This is a genomic window from Streptomyces pseudovenezuelae (genome assembly GCF_001513955.1).
In the GTDB taxonomy this organism is placed as follows: Bacteria; Actinomycetota; Actinomycetes; order Streptomycetales; family Streptomycetaceae; genus Streptomyces; species Streptomyces pseudovenezuelae.
The window spans coordinates 283,831-302,404 of sequence record NZ_KQ948151.1 but is presented as its reverse complement, the minus strand read 5'-3'; the positions used below and the strand labels follow the sequence as shown (position 1 = coordinate 302,404).

At 70.9% G+C, this 18,574-nt stretch carries 16 protein-coding genes; 9 read left to right on the top strand and 7 right to left on the bottom strand.

Translation table 11 applies throughout. The annotated features are described in order from the left end of the window. The first annotated feature begins 98 nt into the window (after positions 1-98). The 3 genes from AQI94_RS33125 to AQI94_RS33115 all read left to right on the top strand — a co-directional run bounded on the left by AQI94_RS33125 (position 99) and on the right by AQI94_RS33115 (position 2,239). A complete protein-coding gene (locus AQI94_RS33125) occupies positions 99-1,340 on the top strand; it encodes an amino acid deaminase/aldolase (protein WP_031055788.1) in 1,242 nt (413 codons plus the stop codon). A 289-nt stretch (positions 1,341-1,629) separates the two neighbouring features. Next, the gene (locus tag AQI94_RS46665; RefSeq protein WP_078902891.1) at positions 1,630-1,833 is read left to right on the top strand and encodes a DUF3500 domain-containing protein; all 204 of its coding nucleotides are present in this window, start codon (positions 1,630-1,632) and stop codon (positions 1,831-1,833) included. 121 nt (positions 1,834-1,954) lie between these two features. Then, positions 1,955-2,239 carry a DUF3500 domain-containing protein gene (locus AQI94_RS33115; RefSeq protein ID WP_051832750.1) on the top strand — a complete coding sequence of 95 codons (285 nt, stop codon included), beginning with the start codon at positions 1,955-1,957 and terminating at the stop codon, positions 2,237-2,239. A 23-nt stretch (positions 2,240-2,262) separates the two neighbouring features. Here the strand turns inward: AQI94_RS33115 and AQI94_RS33110 are convergent, their stop codons facing one another. The 7 genes from AQI94_RS33110 to AQI94_RS33080 all read right to left on the bottom strand — a co-directional run bounded on the left by AQI94_RS33110 (position 2,263) and on the right by AQI94_RS33080 (position 10,016). Beyond that, a complete protein-coding gene (locus AQI94_RS33110; RefSeq protein ID WP_037944932.1) occupies positions 2,263-3,591 on the bottom strand; it encodes an amidohydrolase family protein in 1,329 nt (442 codons plus the stop codon). Between the two features lie 59 nt (positions 3,592-3,650). Beyond that, entirely contained in the window at positions 3,651-5,180 is a 1,530-nt protein-coding gene (locus AQI94_RS33105) for an FAD-dependent oxidoreductase (RefSeq protein ID WP_031055795.1), read from the bottom strand. After that, entirely contained in the window at positions 5,177-6,082 is a 906-nt protein-coding gene (locus AQI94_RS33100; protein ID WP_031055798.1) for an alpha/beta fold hydrolase, read from the bottom strand. Before AQI94_RS33100 ends, AQI94_RS33105 begins: the two co-directional genes overlap by 4 nt. Positions 6,083-6,101: 19 nt before the next feature. Next, complete coding sequence (locus AQI94_RS33095) at positions 6,102-6,935, bottom strand: alpha/beta fold hydrolase (protein ID WP_031055800.1); 834 nt, start codon at positions 6,933-6,935, stop codon at positions 6,102-6,104. A 245-nt stretch (positions 6,936-7,180) separates the two neighbouring features. Next, positions 7,181-8,719, bottom strand: a complete 1,539-nt coding sequence (locus AQI94_RS33090; protein ID WP_031055802.1) for an MFS transporter — start codon at positions 8,717-8,719, stop codon at positions 7,181-7,183. A 95-nt stretch (positions 8,720-8,814) separates the two neighbouring features. Next, positions 8,815-9,111 (bottom strand): hypothetical protein, encoded by a 297-nt coding sequence (locus AQI94_RS46060; protein WP_031055805.1) that lies wholly within the window; start codon positions 9,109-9,111, stop codon positions 8,815-8,817. A gap of 248 nt (positions 9,112-9,359) precedes the next feature. After that, on the bottom strand, positions 9,360-10,016 hold the full coding sequence (locus tag AQI94_RS33080) for a TetR/AcrR family transcriptional regulator (protein WP_031055808.1): 657 nt from the start codon (positions 10,014-10,016) through the stop codon (positions 9,360-9,362). Between the two features lie 135 nt (positions 10,017-10,151). On the opposite strand from AQI94_RS33080, the gene AQI94_RS33075 reads away from it, so the two are divergent. The 6 genes from AQI94_RS33075 (at position 10,152) to AQI94_RS33050 (ending at position 18,421) form a co-directional block, all read left to right on the top strand. Beyond that, entirely contained in the window at positions 10,152-11,297 is a 1,146-nt protein-coding gene (locus AQI94_RS33075) for a VOC family protein (protein WP_031055810.1), read from the top strand. Between the two features lie 28 nt (positions 11,298-11,325). Continuing rightward, a complete protein-coding gene (locus AQI94_RS33070) occupies positions 11,326-12,264 on the top strand; it encodes a fumarylacetoacetate hydrolase family protein (protein ID WP_031055812.1) in 939 nt (312 codons plus the stop codon). A 12-nt stretch (positions 12,265-12,276) separates the two neighbouring features. Next, positions 12,277-13,863: a bifunctional 3-(3-hydroxy-phenyl)propionate/3-hydroxycinnamic acid hydroxylase MhpA gene (mhpA, locus tag AQI94_RS33065; RefSeq protein WP_031055814.1), complete on the top strand. Its 1,587-nt coding sequence runs from the start codon at positions 12,277-12,279 to the stop codon at positions 13,861-13,863. Further along, a complete protein-coding gene (locus tag AQI94_RS33060) occupies positions 13,860-15,827 on the top strand; it encodes an acetoacetate--CoA ligase (RefSeq protein WP_031055815.1) in 1,968 nt (655 codons plus the stop codon). The genes mhpA and AQI94_RS33060 overlap by 4 nt, the downstream gene beginning before the upstream one ends. Next, a complete protein-coding gene (locus AQI94_RS33055) occupies positions 15,824-16,177 on the top strand; it encodes a DoxX family protein (protein WP_031055817.1) in 354 nt (117 codons plus the stop codon). The genes AQI94_RS33060 and AQI94_RS33055 overlap by 4 nt, the downstream gene beginning before the upstream one ends. A gap of 84 nt (positions 16,178-16,261) precedes the next feature. Then, a complete protein-coding gene (locus AQI94_RS33050; RefSeq protein WP_037944934.1) occupies positions 16,262-18,421 on the top strand; it encodes a SpoIIE family protein phosphatase in 2,160 nt (719 codons plus the stop codon). Positions 18,422-18,574: the final 153 nt, after the last annotated feature.

The window sequence follows — 18,574 nt, the reverse complement described above, 5'->3', positions numbered from 1 at the left end:
GATCCAACTGACCCCAGAAAACCTTCGCTTCGAACGACCACCACCACTGTGGCCGACGAGGTGAACTCTCCAGAAAAGGTGCCGATGTGAGTACGCGTGTGCCGTCCCGGCCGGACGTGAAAAAGGCCGTCTTCCCTGATGCCGGCCCGAGCGAGGCCCGCCTGGCACAACTGAACAAGGCGACCGAGCACCTGGATCCCCCCTTCGCCGTGGTGGACCTCGACGCCTTCGACGCCAACGCCGCGGATCTGGCCCGCCGGGCGGCCGGGAAGGCCACCATCCGCCTGGCCAGCAAATCGGTGCGCAGCCGGGCACTGGTCCGCCGGGCCCTCCAGCAGCCGGGATACCGGGGTATTCTCGCCTTCACCCTGCCCGAGGCGCTGTGGCTGGCCGAGGAGCACCCGGACGTGGTCATCGGCTACCCGACGACGGACCGCACCGCGCTGAGGCGACTCGCAGCGGACGAGCAAGCGGCCTCCCGCATCACCCTCATGATCGACTCCATCGATCAGCTGGACCTCATCGACCAGGTGGTGGGCACCTCCCGACCCACCCTCCGCCTCTGCATCGATCTCGATGCCTCCCTGGAACTGGTCGGTGGCCGCCTCCACTTGGGCCCGTACCGCTCCCCGGTGCACTCCCCGCGGCAGGCGGCGGCACTCGCCCGCGCCATTCAGGACCGCCCCGGATTCCACCTGGCCGGGATCATGTCCTACGAGGGCCAGATCGCCGGACTCGGCGACAACCAGCCCGGATCCGTCCTCAAGCGAGCCGCGATCCGCGCCATGCAGCGCCTGTCCGCCCACGAGTTGGCCGACCGGCGTGCCGCCGCCGTCGCAGCCGTCGAGGCCGTCGCACCGCTGGAGTTCGTCAACGGCGGTGGCACGGGCTCCATCGAGCAGACCGCCGCCGAAGGCGTCATCACGGAGATCGGTGCCGGGTCGGGGCTGTACGGGCCGGGGCTGTTCGACTTCTACCGGCACTTCCGCCCCCGGCCCGCCGCCTACTTCGTCATGTCCGTCGTACGCCGCCCCAGCGCCCGGATCGCGACCGTGCTGGGCGGCGGCTGGATCGCTTCAGGTCCCCCTGGTCTGGACCGTCAGCCCACCTTGAGCTGGCCCGGAGGGCTGCGGATGAACCCCAGGGAAGGCGCGGGAGAAGTTCAGACCCCGGTCCTGGGCAGCGCGGCGCACGGACTGCGGCTGGGGGAGCATGTGTGGTTCCGCCACGCCAAGGCGGGCGAACTGTGCGAACGCGTCAACGCACTCCACCTGGTGTCGGGCGCCGACATCGTCGAGCAGGTCCCGACCTACCGCGGCGAAGGTCACGCCTTCCTCTGATCCCTTCCCCGCCCAGGCTCCTGTCCGCCCCCTCGGAGGCCCGATGTCCACGGAGTTCCACCACCTGACCCCTGCCCCGGTAGGCGCCGCGCGGGCCGGTCTCGCCTGTACCGTCGTGTATCTCGTGGCCGGAGTCCTGGCCAATGGGCCTGGAGAACGTCCTGGACCAGCTCGAAGGGTGGAGTGTTCACTGGGCCCGGCAGCGCGGACGGGACCCCGGCCTGTACGGGCTCCGGATCTTCGGCCGCCCGACTATCGCATCTGGGCCTAGCGACTCGGCGGCCACCACATCTCCCTGAGCCGCCTCGTCGTCGCCGGCCGGCTCGTCTCCACCACCCCGTGCTTCATCGGCGCCGACCCCGCCACGACCGAACTGCTCGGAGGCACCCTGCACCCCCTCCAGAGCCCCGAGGACACCGCGCGCCAACTGGCCCGCAGCCTCGACGCGGACCAGCTCCGGCAAGCCCTGCTTCCCCCCTCCGCGACAGGATGATGCTCATGCAGGATGTGGCGGGGGGGGGGAGTTCGAGGATCCCGAACTGGACCGGGTCGTCGACGACATCGACCGCCGAGCGGAGGCGGGCAGCGGGTACACCGAGAGCGACCGCGCGCGCGTGGTCATCACGATTCCACCCAGAGGCATCAGCGGACGCGACCTGAGCCAAGACCAGCGGCACCTGCTGCGCCGGCTCGTAGCCCTCTACACCGGACGGGCACCGGAGTTCCTCGCCGATGCCTACGACACCGCCCTCGACCTGGTGCGGGATCCCCGCCTCCTGATCGAGTACGACAACACCCAACGCCACGCCAACCACGCCCACTCGGTGTGGCGTGACCTGACCTCGGACTTCGGCTTGGACGTGCTGGCCGAGCACCGGGCACTCAGCGCACACGAGTGAGGGGCGCGGGAAGCGCCGTCGGCTCAGGCGTCCTGAGGGCCTGCGGGCCCGATGCTGCGCAGCAGCCGCTCTCCGGACTCGCGGAGCTGGTCCTTGACCTCGTCGAGCCGGGACGTGAGCAACGCGTGATCGCGCTTGCGCCAGACGCCGGCGACCATCACCGCTTCGATGTTGGCGATATCGGCGTGCAGGGCCGTGGCGACCGGGTCGTGGGCCGGCCACAGGTTGAGTGCCCGGGCGTCGACGGCGACCAGGTCCGCCTGCATACCCACCTCGATCCGGCCCACCCGGTCGGCCAGGCCCAGCGCCTTCGCCCCTTCCACCGTGGCCCAGGCCAGTGCCTGTTTGGCGGTGACCGAGGCGGTGCCGGCGTGCATGCCGGTCGCCTGTCGGTGCCGGGCGTGGTCCAGGCTGCGCTGGTGGGCCAGGGCGATGCGGGCCGCGGTGAGGACCTTGCCGGGTACGGCGGTGTCGATGTCGGTCCCCAGGGAGGGCGCCGCGTCCAGGCGCAGCAGGGACCCGGTGATGGGTGTGCCGTGTCCCTGGCCGAGTTCGTTCTCCGGGGTGGTGGTGAAGGTGACGCCCGCTTCGATGAGCGTCTTCAGCCAGTCGTCGGGGAGGTCGATCCCGTGCACGATGTTGGTCAGAGGACTGAACAGTCCGGCGTCGCGCACGGCTTCCCAGCCGGGTGAGGGTTCTCCGCCGCTCTGGTGCATCGAGACGACGAGGCCGCGCTCCGCGCCGGCCCGGAAATCGGCCACCGCGGTCTCGACGGACGAGTACTGCGGCCCCTGGAGCGCCATGCCCAGGGTGAGGAGGGCATGTTCGCGCACGGGCCCGTCGAGCAGCCGGTCGATCTCGGCGAGCGGGTGGGGGATGTTCGGTGCGCGGTAGGGCGTCCCGTGCAGGAAGACGGCACGGACACCGGCCTGGACAAGACCCTCCACGGCCGCGTCCGCGTGCTCGGGCGACAGGACGTTGTGGCACCAGTCGCCCACGGTGGTCGTACCGCAGTCGAGTTGGGTCAGCGCGCCGGCGAGGTTGCTGATGTGCATGTCGGCCGGGGTGTAGTGCCCGACGCACTCGCCGTGGAGGTGGGTGAGGTACTCCATCAGCGTCCAGTCGGCGCCTGCGGAGCGCAGTGCGGTCTGCCAGGTGTGCAGGTGCGCGTTGACCAGGCCGGGGATGACGATACGGCCGGAGAAGTCGACGACTTCGGCGTCGGGCGCCTCGATGGTGTCGCCGATGTCGGCGATGCGGTCGCCGTCGACGAGGACATCGGCGTGCTCGGCGTCGGGGTGGCCCGGCGTCATCGTGATGACCTGCGCCCCGCGCAGCAGTACGCGGCTCATGCGCCCGCCCTCGAACCGGGGGTGGTGCGGCTCTGCTGGGACATGGTGCGGCTCCTTGCTCAGGGCGTCATTGCCCGCGCGGCGGATTGTGTGGTGGTGAGGAAGTCCCGGGTGGCGATGTGCCCGATGTAGCCGTCGGGACGGATCAGCAGCAGCGCGTCGCCGTCCAGGCCGTACGCACCCTTCAGCGTGTTCTCCGGGTCGGCGAGGGTGAGACCGTCGGCGGCGGTCGTCCCGACCGTCAGCCGCTTCAGCTGAGCGCCGTCCGTCGGCCAGGCGAGCGCTCCGAGTGCGCGGGCGGCACCGGCGCCGTAGGCCAGGGCGGTGAAGTGCGGCCCGCGGCAGACGTCGAACAGCCGGGTCCCGGTCCCGTCGGCGTGGCGCAGTTCCGCGTCCGGGGCGCGGTCGCCCACGCGGAGCGTCGAGGTTCGCATGCCGCCGGCGGGGGCGAGCGGGCCGCCGTAGTAGGTCAGGGCGAGTTGTTGCTCGTCCTTGCCCCGCTTCATGCTCGACGGGTCGAGCTTGGCGATGCCTCCCCACTTGTCGGTGGACAGGCCGAGGACCCCGGCGGCGATCGGCTGCCGTTCGGCCTCGTAGGTGTCCAGCAGCGCAGGATCGGCGCCGGCGAGGACCTGACTGATCTTCCAGCCGAGGTTGTAGCCGTCCTGTACGCCGGTGTTCAGGCCCTGGGCGCCGGCCGGGGTGTGGACGTGCGCTGCGTCTCCGACGAGGAAGACGCGCCCTCTCCCGTAGCTCTTCGCCAGCCGGATGTTGGGCCGGAACACCGACGTCCAGTGGATGTCGTGCAGGTGGATGCGTCGGTCGCGGGTGTGGGAGTGGATGCGCCGGAGGATGTCGTCCGTCTTCACGGGCGGCTCTTCGTCCGGTCCCAGGCGGATCATCCACTGGAACATGTCGCTGTGGGGGAGAGGGCAGGCGCCGATGAACTTGCCGCCCCGGCCGGGCCACATGTGCCACCGGTTACGGGCCAGCCCCGTCACCGAGGCATCGACGATGAGCATCCGGTCGCTTTCGTCCGTGGTGCCGACGAACCCGATGCCGAGCTGCTTGCGCACCACACTGGAACCACCGTCAGCGCCTACGACGTAGCGGGCGGCGATCTCCTCCGTGCCGTCCGCGTCCGCCACCGTGGCGACCACCGTGTCCTCGTCCTGCGTCAGCTCGGTCAGTTCCCTGCCGAACTCGATCTCCCGGCCGAGCTCGCTGAGCCGGGCGTGCAGCGCGCGGTCCGTGCGGAACTGGGGGATCAGCCAGGTGTTCGGGTACGGGACGTCCGGGGTCGCCTCCCGGTGGGTGAACATCTTCCAGGGCACGGCGAGCGGGCCCGCACGGATCCCGAGCTTGGGGTAGGTGCTGCCGCCGGCCAGCACCTCCTTGAGGGCACCGAGGTCATCGAGGACTTCGAGGCTGCGGGGCTGGACGCCCTTGGCGCGGGAGCCCTCGAAGGCATGGGGAGACCGGTCGACCACGCGCACGTCGAGTCCCCGCCGTACGAGGTCGATCGCCACGGCGGAGCCCGAGGGTCCCGCGCCGATGACCAGCACGTCGATGACCCGGGGGTGCTTCATGAGTCGAGCCTTTCGGCGCGTGCGGCCACGAACGGGACGAGCTGATCGGCCACCGGGCGCGGACGTTCGAACGGGGCCATGTGCCCGCACTGGGGAATCACGTGCTGATGCCGTGGTGTCAGCAGGGCGCGAGCCGTGTCGAGGTGGTCCAGCGGCGTGACGTTGTCCTCGTCGCCCCACAGGAGCAGCGTGGGAATGCCCAGTGCACCCGTCTTCCGGAAGAGGTCGTCCCGTCCGGAGACCGGCAGGTGCTGCAGCGTGTCGAAGACCGCGTACAGCGAACCCTCGAAGCGGAAGGCGTCGAGGACCATGTCCGTGAGTTTCGCGCCGAGTCGAGGGTCGCGGACGTTGTGCCCGAGGTGTCCCTGGAGGATCTGGCGGCCGCGCCGCCGGGCGACGACACCGGCCAGCAGATCGTTGCGCAGGAGCCGGTGAGGGGAGGTGGACCGCGGTTTCGCGAGACCGGCGGGTCCGACGATGGTCAGGGTGGACACCGACGAGCGGTGCTGGGCGGCGTAGGTCATGGCGACGAGCGCACCCATGGAAGTGCCGACGAGGTGCAGCGGGCGCGTCGACAAGCCGAGCCGTTCGGTCAACTCGGCCAGCTGTCGGGTGAAGAGGGTTTCGTCGTAGCGCGCCCGCACCCGGTCCGAGTAGCCGCGGCCGTACGCGCTGCAGGTCAGAGTGCGCAGGCCGCGGGCGTTCAACTCGGTGACGAGGTCGTCCCAGTAGAAGAGCGGGATGGTCAGTCCACCCGCCATCACGACCAGTTCCCCGTCCTCGGGGCCCTTCAGTTCGTAGTGCGTGACGCCGTCGGAGAGTTCGACAAAACTGCCACGCAGGGCTTGCCGCGATGCGGCGGTGAGCTGTCGGTCCTCGCCCTGTGCGACGAAGTACTTCATGGGACGGGCCTCCTTGGCCTCAGAGTGTGGGGGTGTCGGCGGAGGAGCGGAGGAACTGCGCGATCGCGTCCGAGACCCACTGGGGCTCCTCCTCGGGAAGCAGATGACCGCCGTGCGGGTGCACGAGCTCCCCGGCGCCGGGGATGTCGCGGGTGAAGTGCTGGCCGCCGATGCCCGCGCTGCGCAGTACGAGCGTGGGTACGGCGATGTGGGGGATCCGGGCGCTGCGGTCGGGCTGGTCGGTGTTGCAGAAGTCGACGAAGGCCGAACGGTTCCCGGGGCGGTTCATGAGCTGGTGGGCGCGGTCCACCATGGCGTCGTCCACGATCGTCGACTGCGGGCCGACGTTCGCGCGCAGGTTGCGCTCGATCGCGCCGCGCGGCATCACTCGCCGCAGCAAGGGGCGCAGCAGCGGGTTGCGGGTCAGGCGCATGCCTGCCGGTACCTCTTTCTCCGGGTATCCGGTGGCATTGACCAGCACCAGGCCGGTCACCCGCTCCGGGTGGTCCAGCGCGAGGTTCCAGGCGATGTTGCCGCCCAGTGAGTTGCCCGCCACCGCGTAGCGCGGCACCCTCAGTGCCTCCAGGAAGTCCGCCACCGTCGCTGCATAGGCCGGGACGCGGTAGTCGCGGTCCGGGCGAGGGCCTGTCAGCCCGCACCCGGGCAGGTCGGGGCGGATGACGTCGAACGACTCCGACAGCAGGGCCGCCGCGCGGTCGAAGTGCTGAAGCGACGAAGCGCTGCCGTGCAGCAGCACGAGTGCCGGGCCGCGTCCCGCGCGTTTGTAGTGGATCTGCAGTCCATCCACCACGACGAACCGGGAATCGGGCTGCGGCTCAGACCAGATGCTCATAGTGGATACACTGTTACCGATAAGATGATCCTGTCAAGTGCAGGTCCTTGGGCGTAACGGTCATGTGGCCTGAGACGTCGAACGGACCGCGTCCGCGCATACTGTGCCCGCGCGGCGGCCTGTTGCCCGTGCAGGACCGGCGATTCACGCCTGGCGCGACTTGTGCCGCGCCTCGGTCACGTCGCCGCGCAGACCAAGGTCAGTGGGTGCGTATCCGTACCCACTGACCTTGGTGCCGCAGGGGGTCAGTCGGCCGCCGGCGGGGTCTTCGGTGCGCGCAGCAGGGCGCCGATCGCTGCGGCGGCCACGACGACGGTCATGGCGATCAGGGAAGCGGACAGGCCGTCCATGAAGGCGCTCTTGACGCCCTCGGCGAGGGCCGCGCCCCGTCCGCCGAGCTGGTCGGCGACGTGGAGACCGGCGGCTGCCGAGTGGCGTACGGACTCGGCGGCTTCGGCGGGGAGCCGGTCGACTGCGTCGGGCAGGGAGGAGCGGTAGTGGCTTCCGTAGATCGAGCCCATGAGGGCGATACCGATCGCCGAACCGACTTCGCGGGTTGTGTCGTTCATGGCGGAGGCAACGCCCTGCTGCCCCCGGCCGAGAGAGCCCGTGATGGCGGCCGTGCCGACGGCGCCGCTCAGGCCGATGCCGAAGCCCGCCAGGACCAGGCCGCCGAGGAAGGGCAGGTAGCCGGAGTCGACGCCGAGGAAGGAGATGGCGAACAGTCCCACGGCGAGCAGGAACAGGCCGACGGACATGACCGCCTTCATGCCGACCCGGTGGACCAGGTGCGGGGTGGCCATGGAGGTGGGAAGCACCGCCAGCGCGACCGGGACAAGGGCGACGGCGGCTTTCAACGGGCTGTAGCCCAGGATGAGTTGCAGGTACTGCAGGCCGACGAAGAAGAAGCCGAAGACGGCCATGAACTGCACCAGGACGGTGATGGCGCCCGCCCTGAAGCCCGGGATGCCGAACAGGGCCGGGTCCAGCAGCGGGTGTTCGGTGTGCAGGCCGAGGAAGGCGTAGGCGGCGAAGGAAGCCGCCGTGACGACGAAGGCGCCGATCACCACGGGTTGCGTCCAGCCCTGCTCGTTGCCCTCGATGATGGCGAAGACCAGGGTGCCGATGGCCACGGCAGTGGTGATCGCTCCGGCGACATCGGGGCGGTGCGGGTGCGCGTCCTTGGTGTTGGGGGCAAGCAGGGTGGCGGCGAGCGCGGCGGCCAGGGCGGCTGCGGCGCTGGCGACGAAGATCGAGCGCCAGGAGAACTGTTCCAGCAGGGCCCCGGCGGCGAGCATGCCGATGATCGCGCCGGCCGCCGCGAAGCCGGACCAGGTGGCCACTCCCTTGGCGCGCTGCTCGGGCGGGAAGGCCGCGGTGATCGTCGACAGCGTTCCCGGCATGATCATGGCGGCGCCGAGGCCCATGACGGCACGCCAGGCGATCAGCGTGTTCGTGGAGTCCGCGAACGAGGCGGCCAGGGACGCGGCGCCGAAGACGACCGTGCCGACGATGAGCACGTTGCGGCGTCCGAGGCGGTCGCCGATCGCGCCGAGCGGCAGCACGAGGGCGGCCAGGGTGACGGTGTAGGCATCGGCGATCCAGGTCAGTGCCCCGTTGGAGGCCGACAGGTCGATGGCCAGGTCGGGCAGGGCGAGGTTGAGAGCGGAGACGGACGCGACGACCAGGACGAGCGACAGGCACATCGCGAACAGCACGCCGCGGGTTCCGGCGCGTCCGGTGGCGACGGGCGCCACGGCGTCAGTGTGGGGGGTGGTGGTCATGGGGCCTCAGTGAGAACTGGGTCGGCGGGGGAGCTGACCGCATGGACGCATTGAGAGAACTATCAAGTTTGATGGGTCTGGGGTCAAGCGACCCGTCACCCCTCCTGAGCGAGGGCCAGGGGCTGGAGCGCCTGAGGGTCGTCGAGACGCAGGACGCAGTCGGCGTGGTCGTCCGGGGTGATCGCGTCGGCCGCCGGTCGGGGCGCGATGGTCACTCCGATGCCCTCCAACGCCAGGGAGGCGAGGTCTCCGGCGCTGCGCGCGCAGCGGCCGGGCCGGGCCACTGCGATCAGGCCGATCGCGGCGCCGGCCGCCGAGAGCGTCGGCTCCGGCGCCTGCCGGACCGTGCCGAACAGCGCACCTGCGGTGGCATCGGACCGACCAGAAGCCACCACCGCATCCTGGGCGGGTCGCTCCCTGCGCTGAAGGCGCGGCCGGGTACGGCGGGCATGGCGGGTCGGCGGATATGGCGGGCACGGCGGACGCGGCCTTGGCGCGCCCCGTCCCGCCGCGGCCCACCGCTCCCGAGGGGCTGCACCTGCGCGCCGGTCCTACGCAACCGCGCCGTACACAACCCGCGCAGGACGCGATCGGGTCGGCGTGGTCGGCCGCTCGGCGCCCCCCGGGCCGAGCCCGCCGCTCACCGACTGGGGGCGGCCTGTGCGGCGGTGTCAGGGAGGGGGCGCCGGGCAACTTCGTGCGCCTCGGACGGGGGCACGCCCAGCATGCGCAGGACCATCTCGGCGAGGTCGATCGCGGCCTGGTCACCGTCCAGGTCGGGGCGGGCGAATCTCAGCTCCGCCAAGGAGAGCAGGGTTCCGCCGAGTGCGGACAGGGCGACCGCCGGGTCGACGGGGGTGAAGCGGCCGGCCTCCAGACCGGCCTGGAGGTCGCGAAGGGCCCGGCGCGCCAGGCCGTTGTCCGAGTGGATGTGGCCGAGACCGCGGCGGCGCAGGACCTGCATCAGCTCCGGGTGGGAGTCGGCCATGCGCGCGCTGAGCCTAAAGCCGGACGCGACGAGTTCCGCCGGGTCGTCGATCCCGGTCAGGTGCTGGTCGAAGTTCTGGCCGAACTCCTCCAGGGCGTCCACCACCGCCGCCTCGAAGAGCTCCGTCTTGGAGTCGAAGTGGTTGTAGAAGGAGCCGAAGCCGACGTCGGCGCGTTCGGCGATCGCCTGGATGCTGGCGCTGGTGTCGCCGCTCTCGGCGAGTATCTGCCGGGCGGCGCGAATGAGCGCGCGACGGGTCACGGCGCGGCGCCGCTCGAACCGGTTGCTGGAGGGGGCTGGGCTAGGCATGCAGAGAGTCTAGCCGCGCGGTCGATGATGACTGCAGCTCTGATGAAATCATCATTTACTTGGGGTAGCCCCTTGACGACGATGCAGTCAACCTTGATGATTTCCTCATTATGGCGAAGTCGCTCGGAGGGCACCATGTCTGAAACCCGCAATCTCGGGGCCGATGTCAAGACCGCCCACCAGGACTTGCACAGCGAACAGGGCGCCCTGCGCGGTGAGCACCCGGGCCGTTCCCGGAACCCCGTGATCAAGGTGGCCGACCTGGCCTGGCTGGAGTTCGAGAAGCCCGACCTGGACCGCGCCGAGGTCTTCGCGCGGGACTTCGGGTTCGGGGTCGCGGCGCGCACGGAGCGCGAGCTGTGGCTGCGCGGCACCTTCGCCGGCTCGCCCTGCATGGTGATCCGGCGCGGGCGGACCTCCCGGTTCATCGGCCCGGCGTTCCGGGCGGCCGAGCGGTCCGACCTGGAGCGGCTGGCGAGGGCCACCGGGTCCGACGTGCGGGGCGTGGACGTGCCCGGCGGTGGCACGGTGGTCGATCTGCTCGACCCGTCCGGCTTCCCGGTGCGGGTGGTGCACTGCGGCGAACAGTTGTCGGCCCTGCCCGAGCAGCAGCCGCTGCTCCTCAACTTCGGCACCGCTCACCGTCGTACGAACACCGCGCAGCGCCCGCCGCGCGAGCCGTCCCGGATCCAACGGCTGGGTCATCTGGTGCTGGAGACACGGATGTTCGCGCGGGCGCTGGACTGGTACCTGGACACCCTCGGCATGATCGTGTCCGACTTCCTGTTCCTGGACGGGCAGCGCGACCGGGGCCCGACGATGGCGTTCATCCGCTGCGACCTGGGCGGTGTGCCGGCCGATCATCACACGCTGGCGATGCACCTGGGGCCGGGGACGGGTTATGTCCACTCCGCCTACCAGGTGACCGACCTGGACTCGATCGCTGCGGGCGGCGAGTACCTCAACGAACGCGGCTACCAGCGCAGTTGGGGCATCGGCCGGCACATCCAGGGCAGCCAGCTGTTCGACTACTGGCGCGATCCCGACCACTTCATGCTGGAGCACTTCGCCGACGGCGACCTGTTCTCCCACGACGTCGAGCCCGGCTGGGCACCCATGTCCACCAGCGGCCTGGCTCAGTGGGGCCCGCCCGCCACGCGCGACTTCCTCGGCGCCAGCCCCTCCCCGCAGCGGATCCGGGACGTCGTCGAGGCCCTGCGCGGTGACAACGAGATGGACCCCGCGCGCCTGCGGGGCCTGCTCAAGGCCGCCAGGTCCTGAACCTCCACCCCCTCACGAAGGTACTGACATGAGCACCAACGTCCTGCGCACCGCCGACGGCTGGTGGGTGGTCCGCGGCGACCGGGCCGTCCCGGTCGACACCAAGGCCGTGACCACCGCCGAGCTGATCGCCGACCGAGACGCCGTAAAGGAGGCGGCACAGTCGTCCGACCCGGGCACCCCCGTCGCCGACCTGGCCGCCCTCTCACCGGTCACCACCCCCTGCCGGGTAGTGGCCCAGATGGTCAACTACCGCAGTCACGCCCGTGATTCGGGCTTCACCGGGGACATACCGCCCGCCTTCTTCCGCAAGGCGTCCGGCTCGGTCAGCGGCCCCGGCGAGGCCGTCGTACGGCCCTCCCACGTCAGGTTCCTCGACTACGAGATCGAACTCGGCCTGGTCATGGGGGCGTCGCTGCCCGTCGGCACCGAGGTCGAGGAGCGGGACCTGCCGACGTACGTCGCCGGGCTGGTGATCACGAACGACGTCAGCGCCCGGGAGATCCAGCTGACCAAGACGCAGTTCTACGAGAGCAAGTCGTACCCGACCTTCACGCCGACCGGGCCCTACCTGGCCCTGCTCGAGCCGGAGGACTTCGTCCATCTCCTCGACCTGCGGCTGAAGTTGTCCGTCAACGGTGAGCTGCGCCAGGACCGCACACTCGCCGACATGATCGTCCGCCCGCCCCAGGCCCTGACCCTCCTGGCGCGCTTCCAGACGCTGGACCCCGGCGACGTGCTGCTCACCGGGACGCCCGGTGGTACGGCACTCAAGGCCCCGCCGAAGCCGGTCGAGAAGATCGGCGCGCTGCTGCCGCCCGCCGTGAAATGGAAGGCGTTCTTCAAGAGCCAGGCGAAGAACCCGCACTACCTCAGCCCGGGCGACGTGATCACAGCGACGATCGCGACCCCGGACGGCCGGATCGACCTCGGCGAGCAGCGCACCCCCGTCACGGACGCGAAATGAGACCCGAAGCACATGATCTTCGAACGTAACGGGGCAGACGTACCCGTGGTGATCGTCGGCGCCGGGCCTGTGGGCGTGACCGCCGCCCTCCTCCTGGCCCGGCGTGGAGTCCGCAGTGTCGTCCTGGAGCGCCACAAGGACATTTACCCGCTTCCGCGTGCCGCAGCCATTGACGACGAGGTGCGCAGGATCCTCCAGGCCGCGGGCGTGGGGGAGGAGTTCGCCACGATGGCCCGCCCGGCGAACGGCCTGCGGCTGCTGGACGCCCGGCACCGGGTGATGGCCGAGTTCCGGCGCACCGCGCACGGCCTGCACGGCTACCCGCAGACCAGCATGTTCGACCAGCCCGAGCTGGAGCGGGTGCTGCGCGACGCCCTGGCCAGGCACCCGGAATGCGAACTTCGCCGCGGAGCGGAGGTCACCGGCATCGGCCCGGACACCGCGGGCCCTGTGCGCGTGACGTATCGGGACGACGACGGTGAGCATCACCTGTGGGCCGAGGCGGTGCTCGGCTGCGACGGGGCGAACAGCCTCACCCGCGAGGCGATCGGCGCCGTATGGGAGGACCTGCGCTTCGAGGAACGCTGGACCGTCATCGACGTCCGCACGACAGCCGACGTGCGCTCCTGGGAGGGGGTCGACCAGGTCTGTGACCCGGACCAGCCGGCGACCTTCGCGCGCATCGGTGAGGACCGTTACCGCTGGGAGTTCCGGCTGCGCGAGGGCGCGGCCCAGCCGGTCCGCGAGTTGGTCGCTCCGTGGCTGCCGCCGTCGCACGAGGGGGACTTCGAGATCATCCGCGAGGCGCAGTACACCTTCCGGGCGCAGATCGCCGACCGGTGGCGCAGCGGCCGGATCTTCCTGCTCGGCGATGCCGCCCACCTCACCCCGCCGTTCATCGGGCAGGGGATGTGCGCGGGCCTGCGGGACGCCTACAACCTCACCTGGAAGCTCGCCCGAGTCCTTCAACAGGGCGGTTCCGAGCGGATGCTGGACACGTACGAGAGTGAACGCAAGCCGCATGCCCGGCATATGATCCGGCTCGCGGTCGCCATGGGCTGGGCCATGACCGGCGGCCAGGACAGTGCCGCGGCGATACGCCGCAGGGCCCTGGCCGCGGCCTGCCGCATACCCGGCCTGACCGAACTGGCCGGCCGCGACCTCAGCCCGCCCCTGACCACGGGACCCCTCGTACGCCGCCGCCTCCGCAAGGGACTTGCGGGAATGCTCTGCCCCCAACCATGGATCACCGCCGACGGACGGCGCACCCGCCTTGACGACGTGCTCGGCGACTCCTTCGCCCTCCTGACCACGGCCGATCCCTCGCCCTCGCTGAACGCCCTCGCCCGCGCACTCGGCACCCGGGCGATCCCCGTCACCGGTCTCGGCGCCGACGGCACCCTCGCCGCCTGGCTGCGCGCCGGCCGCGCGGAGGCCGTCCTGCTGCGCCCTGACCGCGTCGTCATGGACGTCGTCCCCACCGGCGGCCGCGACTTCACCGGAAGCCCCGACTGGGCGTCCCTCCTGCACACCACGAGCAGCCCCCACCGTCTCCGACGAACCGCCGGCAGAAGCCTGCTGAGGAGCGCCACACCATGACCGTGCCCAGCCCTTTCACGACGCCTGATCCGAAGGCCGTCGCGGACAGCAACATCATGGACTTCGCCCGTCACGCCGGGATGGCCGGCTCCGACTACGCCACCCTGCACCGCTGGTCGGTCACCGACCTGGAGGGCTTCTGGGCGGCGGTGTGGGAGTACTTCGACATCGACGCGGACACCCCGTACGAGCGTGTCCTGGTGGAGGAGCGGATGCCCGGCGCCCGGTGGTTTCCCGGTGCCACGCTCAACTACGCCCACCACGCCCTGCGCAACCTCGCCGACGACGCCGTGGCGATCATCGCCCTCGACGAGACCGGCTCCTGCTACGAGGTGACCGCGAGCCGCCTACGTGCCCAGGTCGCCTCCGTCGCCGCGACCTTGCGCGATCTGGGCGTCGGCAAGGGGGACCGGGTGGTGGGCTACCTGCCCAACACCCCGCACGCGATCGTCGCGTTCCTCGCCGCCGCGAGCCTGGGCGCCGTGTGGTCGGTGTGCGGACAGGACTACGCCCCCAAGGCCGCCGCCGACCGCTTCGCCCAGCTGCAGCCCACCGTGCTGATCGCCGCCGACGGCTACCTCTTCAACGGCACCACCCACGACCGCCGCCACGCCGCCCTCGAACTCGCCGGTGCGCTGCCCACGTTGAAGGCGACGCTGCTGGTGGACCACGTTAGCCTGCCCTGGCCCTCGCGGGCGTACCCGTCACTGGTGATTCCGTGGGAGGACGCGGCCACCCGCACCGAGAAACTCGCCTGCACCCCCGTGCCGTTCGACCACCCGCTGTGGGTCGTGTTCTCCTCAGGCACCACCGGCCTGCCCAAGGGCATCGTCCACGGCCACGGCGGCGTTCTCCTCGAACACCTCAAGACTCTCGGCCTGCACTCGGACCTCGGTCCCGGCGATCGACTGCTCTGGTACACCACCACTCACTGGATGATGTGGAACCTGGTCGCCTCCACCCTTCTGGCCGGCGCGACCACCTGCACCTACGACGGCAGCCCGGCCCCCCTCGCCCAGCCCGACACCCTGTGGAAGCTGGCCGCCCGCCACCGCGTGACCGTGTTCGGCACCAGCCCCCAATACCTCCTGGGCATGGCCAAGTTCGGCATCGATCCCTCGGTCCACGACCTGTCGTCCATCCGGGTCGTCGGCTGCACCGGCTCCGCCCTGCCCGCCTCCGCCTATCCCTGGGTCCGTGACCACGTCGGTGACCGCGTGTTGCTGGCGTCCATAAGCGGCGGGACGGACGTGGTGTCGGGCTTCGCGGGCAGCGCGCCCAACACGCCGGTGTGGGCGGGGGAGTTGTCTGCGCCCCAGCTGGGCGTGGCGTTGGCGGCATACGACGCCGAGGGCTTCCCCGTCGTGGACCGGGTCGGCGAGCTGGTCGTCACCCGCCCGATGCCGTCGATGCCGCTGTACTTCTGGAACGACCCCGAAGGCACCCGCTACCGGGAGGCCTACTTCTCCTCCTTCCCAGGAGTGTGGCGGCACGGCGACTGGATCACGGTCACGGGACACGGCTCGGTGATCGTGCACGGCCGGTCCGACAGCACGCTGAACCGCAACGGTGTGCGCCTGGGCAGCGCTGACATCCACGACGCCGTCGAGCGCCTTCCCGAGATCGTCGAGGCCCTGGTCATCGGTGCGGAGGAGCCGGACGGCGGCTACTGGATGCCGCTGTTCGTGGTCCTCGCCGCCGGCGTGACGCTGGACGACTCGCTCGACGAGAAGATCAAGGAGGCGATCCGGACCGGGGTCTCACCCCGCCACGTCCCCGACGACATCCTCGAAGTACCGGGGATCCCGCACACCCGCACCGGCAAGAAGCTCGAAGTGCCCGTCAAACGCCTCCTCCAGGGCGCCCCGGTCGATCAGGTCGTCAACCCGGCCGCCGTGGACGCCCCTGAGCTCATCGACCACTACGCCCGCCTGGGTGCTGAACGCAGGGACCGATCGGCATGAGCACCGCACAGACCGTCCTCGCCGTCGCGCTGTCGCTGATCTTCCTCCCCCTGGGGCTGGCGAAGATCGCCGCGGTGCCGTTCATGCGTCAGGCGGCAGCCCACCTCGGCATGTCGCCGGGCCTCTACCGAGTGATCGGCGTGCTGGAGACCGCCGGAGTCGCCGGACTGCTGCTCGGACTGGCCACGGTCCCGCTGGGGGTGGCCGCCGCTGCCGGGCTGACTGTGCTCATGGTGGCCGCCGCGGTGGTCCACCTGCGCCATGGCGACCCGCCCGGGCGAGCGCTGCCCGCCGCGGTACTCGCTCTTATGGCCGTTGCGTACGCGGGGGTGGCGATCGCCGCCGGCTGACGGTCCGGGGGCCGCCAGTCGGACACGGGCAGCCGCCGGTGCTCGACCGTTCACGCGCCTCCTGCGGGGCGTACCGTCGACAGTGTGGAGTACACGGCGGCATCCCTCGTGTCCCGTGTCGCCGGCGACCTCGGGTCGAAGGCGGACGAGGTGATCGCCGACGTGGTGCGATGCCTGCGGCGTGAGGTTCCCGACCTGTGGAGCAATCAGGATCTCGTCCGCATGACGTCCGAGAACATCGCCGAGCATGTCGTCGGCGTACTGACCGGACTGGAACTCGGCATCGACCCGGGCGAGATCGACGCGCCGGCCGCCGAACTGGAACGCGCCCGTCGACTGGCCGGACACGGCGCGCCGGTCACCGCGTTGTTGCGGGCCTTCCGGCTCGGTCAGGGCGTGGTCCTGGACAGACTGCTTGCCGAAATGCCGCGGCTGACCAAGGACGCGGAGTTGGTCAGCTCGGCATCGCGCCTGTTGCTCGTGATGGCGAACGGATACGTGGACGACGCCTCCGAGCAGGGCGTCACGGCGTTCCAGGAGGAGCGGGACCGGCGACTGCGGTGGCGTCTGTCCTTGGTGAACGACGCCGGTCTGCGCATCGGGACCACGCTGGACATCGTGCGCACCGCCCAGGAACTGGCCGACCTCGCCCTCGACCACTTCGCCGACGTCGTCACCGTCGACCTGCTCGACTCCGTGGTGCACGGGAACGGCACCGAGGCGCCGGACCCGCTCGTACTGCACCGGGTCGCGCAGACGTCGACGGCGCAAGGCGGTCAGGAGCCGACGACTCGGGTGGGGGAGCGCCACACCTGTCCGGAGGACTCGGCCACGGCTCGCGCCCTGACCAACGGCCGGCCCTCCCGGCACGCGGCGACGCCGACAGATCCGGCCGACACCTTCGGCGCCCGTGCTGCCCGCTCGACGCTGGTCGTGCCGCTGAGCGCACGCGGCGCCACGCTCGGCGTCGCGCGGTTCGGCCGTCACCGCACCCCGCTTCCCTACGACGACGAGGATCTGTTCCTCGCCCAGGAGATCGCGGCCAGGGCGGCCGTGGCCATCGACAACGCCCGCCGCTACACACACGCCCGGGCCACGGCCCTCACTCTCCAGCGCAGTCTGCTGCCACGGCGTACGGCGGAGCAGGCCGCCGTCGATGTCGCCTGCCGCTACCTGCCCGCCGGTGCCGAGGCCGGGGCGGGCGGCGACTGGTACGACGTGATCCCGCTGTCCGGTGCCCGGGTCGCCCTGGTGGTGGGCGACGTCGTCGGCCACGGCATCCACGCCGCCGCCACCATGGGGCGCCTGCGGACCGCGGTCCGCACCCTCGCCGACGTCGACCTGCCTCCCGAGGAACTGCTGACACACCTGGACGACGTCGTCATCCGCCTGTCCGCCGAGGCCTCGGCCGACCCCGACACCGAGACGGCCGGGGACATCGGCGCCACCTGCCTGTACGCCGTCTACGACCCTGTCGACGGCCGCTGCTCCCTGGCCCGCGCGGGACACCCGCTGCCCGCGGTGGTGAGCGCCGACGGCACCGTCGAGCTCCTGAACATTCCTCCCGGCCCCCCGCTGGGCCTGGGAGGCCTGCCGTTCGAGGCAGCGGAGATCGAGCTGCCCGAAGGCAGCCTCCTCGCCCTGTACACCGACGGCCTGGTCGAAGCCCGCGACCGCGATGTCGACGCAGGCGTCACGCTCCTGTGCCAGGCCCTCACACAACCCTCCGCGGGCCTGGAGGCCACCTGCGACAGCGTGCTCCAGGCATTGCTGCCCGCGGCAGGCCGGCCGCACGACGATGTCGCCCTGCTGCTGGCCCGCACCCGCGCCCTCGGGGACGGCCAGGTCGCCGGCTGGGACGTGGAAGCCGACCCGGCGGCCGTCGCCCGGGCCCGTGCGAGCGTCGCCCGGCAGCTGGCTGCCTGGGGACTGGAGGACCTCGGCTTCGTCGCCGAACTGGTGGTCAGCGAACTGGTCACCAACGCCATCCGCTACGGCCGTCCGCCCATCCGTCTGCGTCTCATCCGTGACTCCTCCCTGCTGTGCGAGGTGTCCGACGCCGGCAGCACCACCCCCCACCTGCGCCGGGCCCGTGCCTTCGACGAAGGCGGACGCGGCCTGCTGCTCGTCGCCCAGCTCGCCGAGCGCTGGGGTACGCGTCATGCCCGGCAGGGCAAGACGGTCTGGGCCGAGCTGGGCGAGGAGCACCACGCCGGGCCCTCGGAGTCTCCCTCCGTCCTGTAGCGGCGCCGCGGAGTGTGGAGAGATCCCGCAGTTCTGATGAGTTCATCGTTTTTCTCTGCCGCAACCCTTGACGACGCATTCCATCAAGCTTGAGTATTTCGTCATTACGGCGTTGTTGCGCCGACGGCGCGGGCACTCACCGGGTCTGCACGC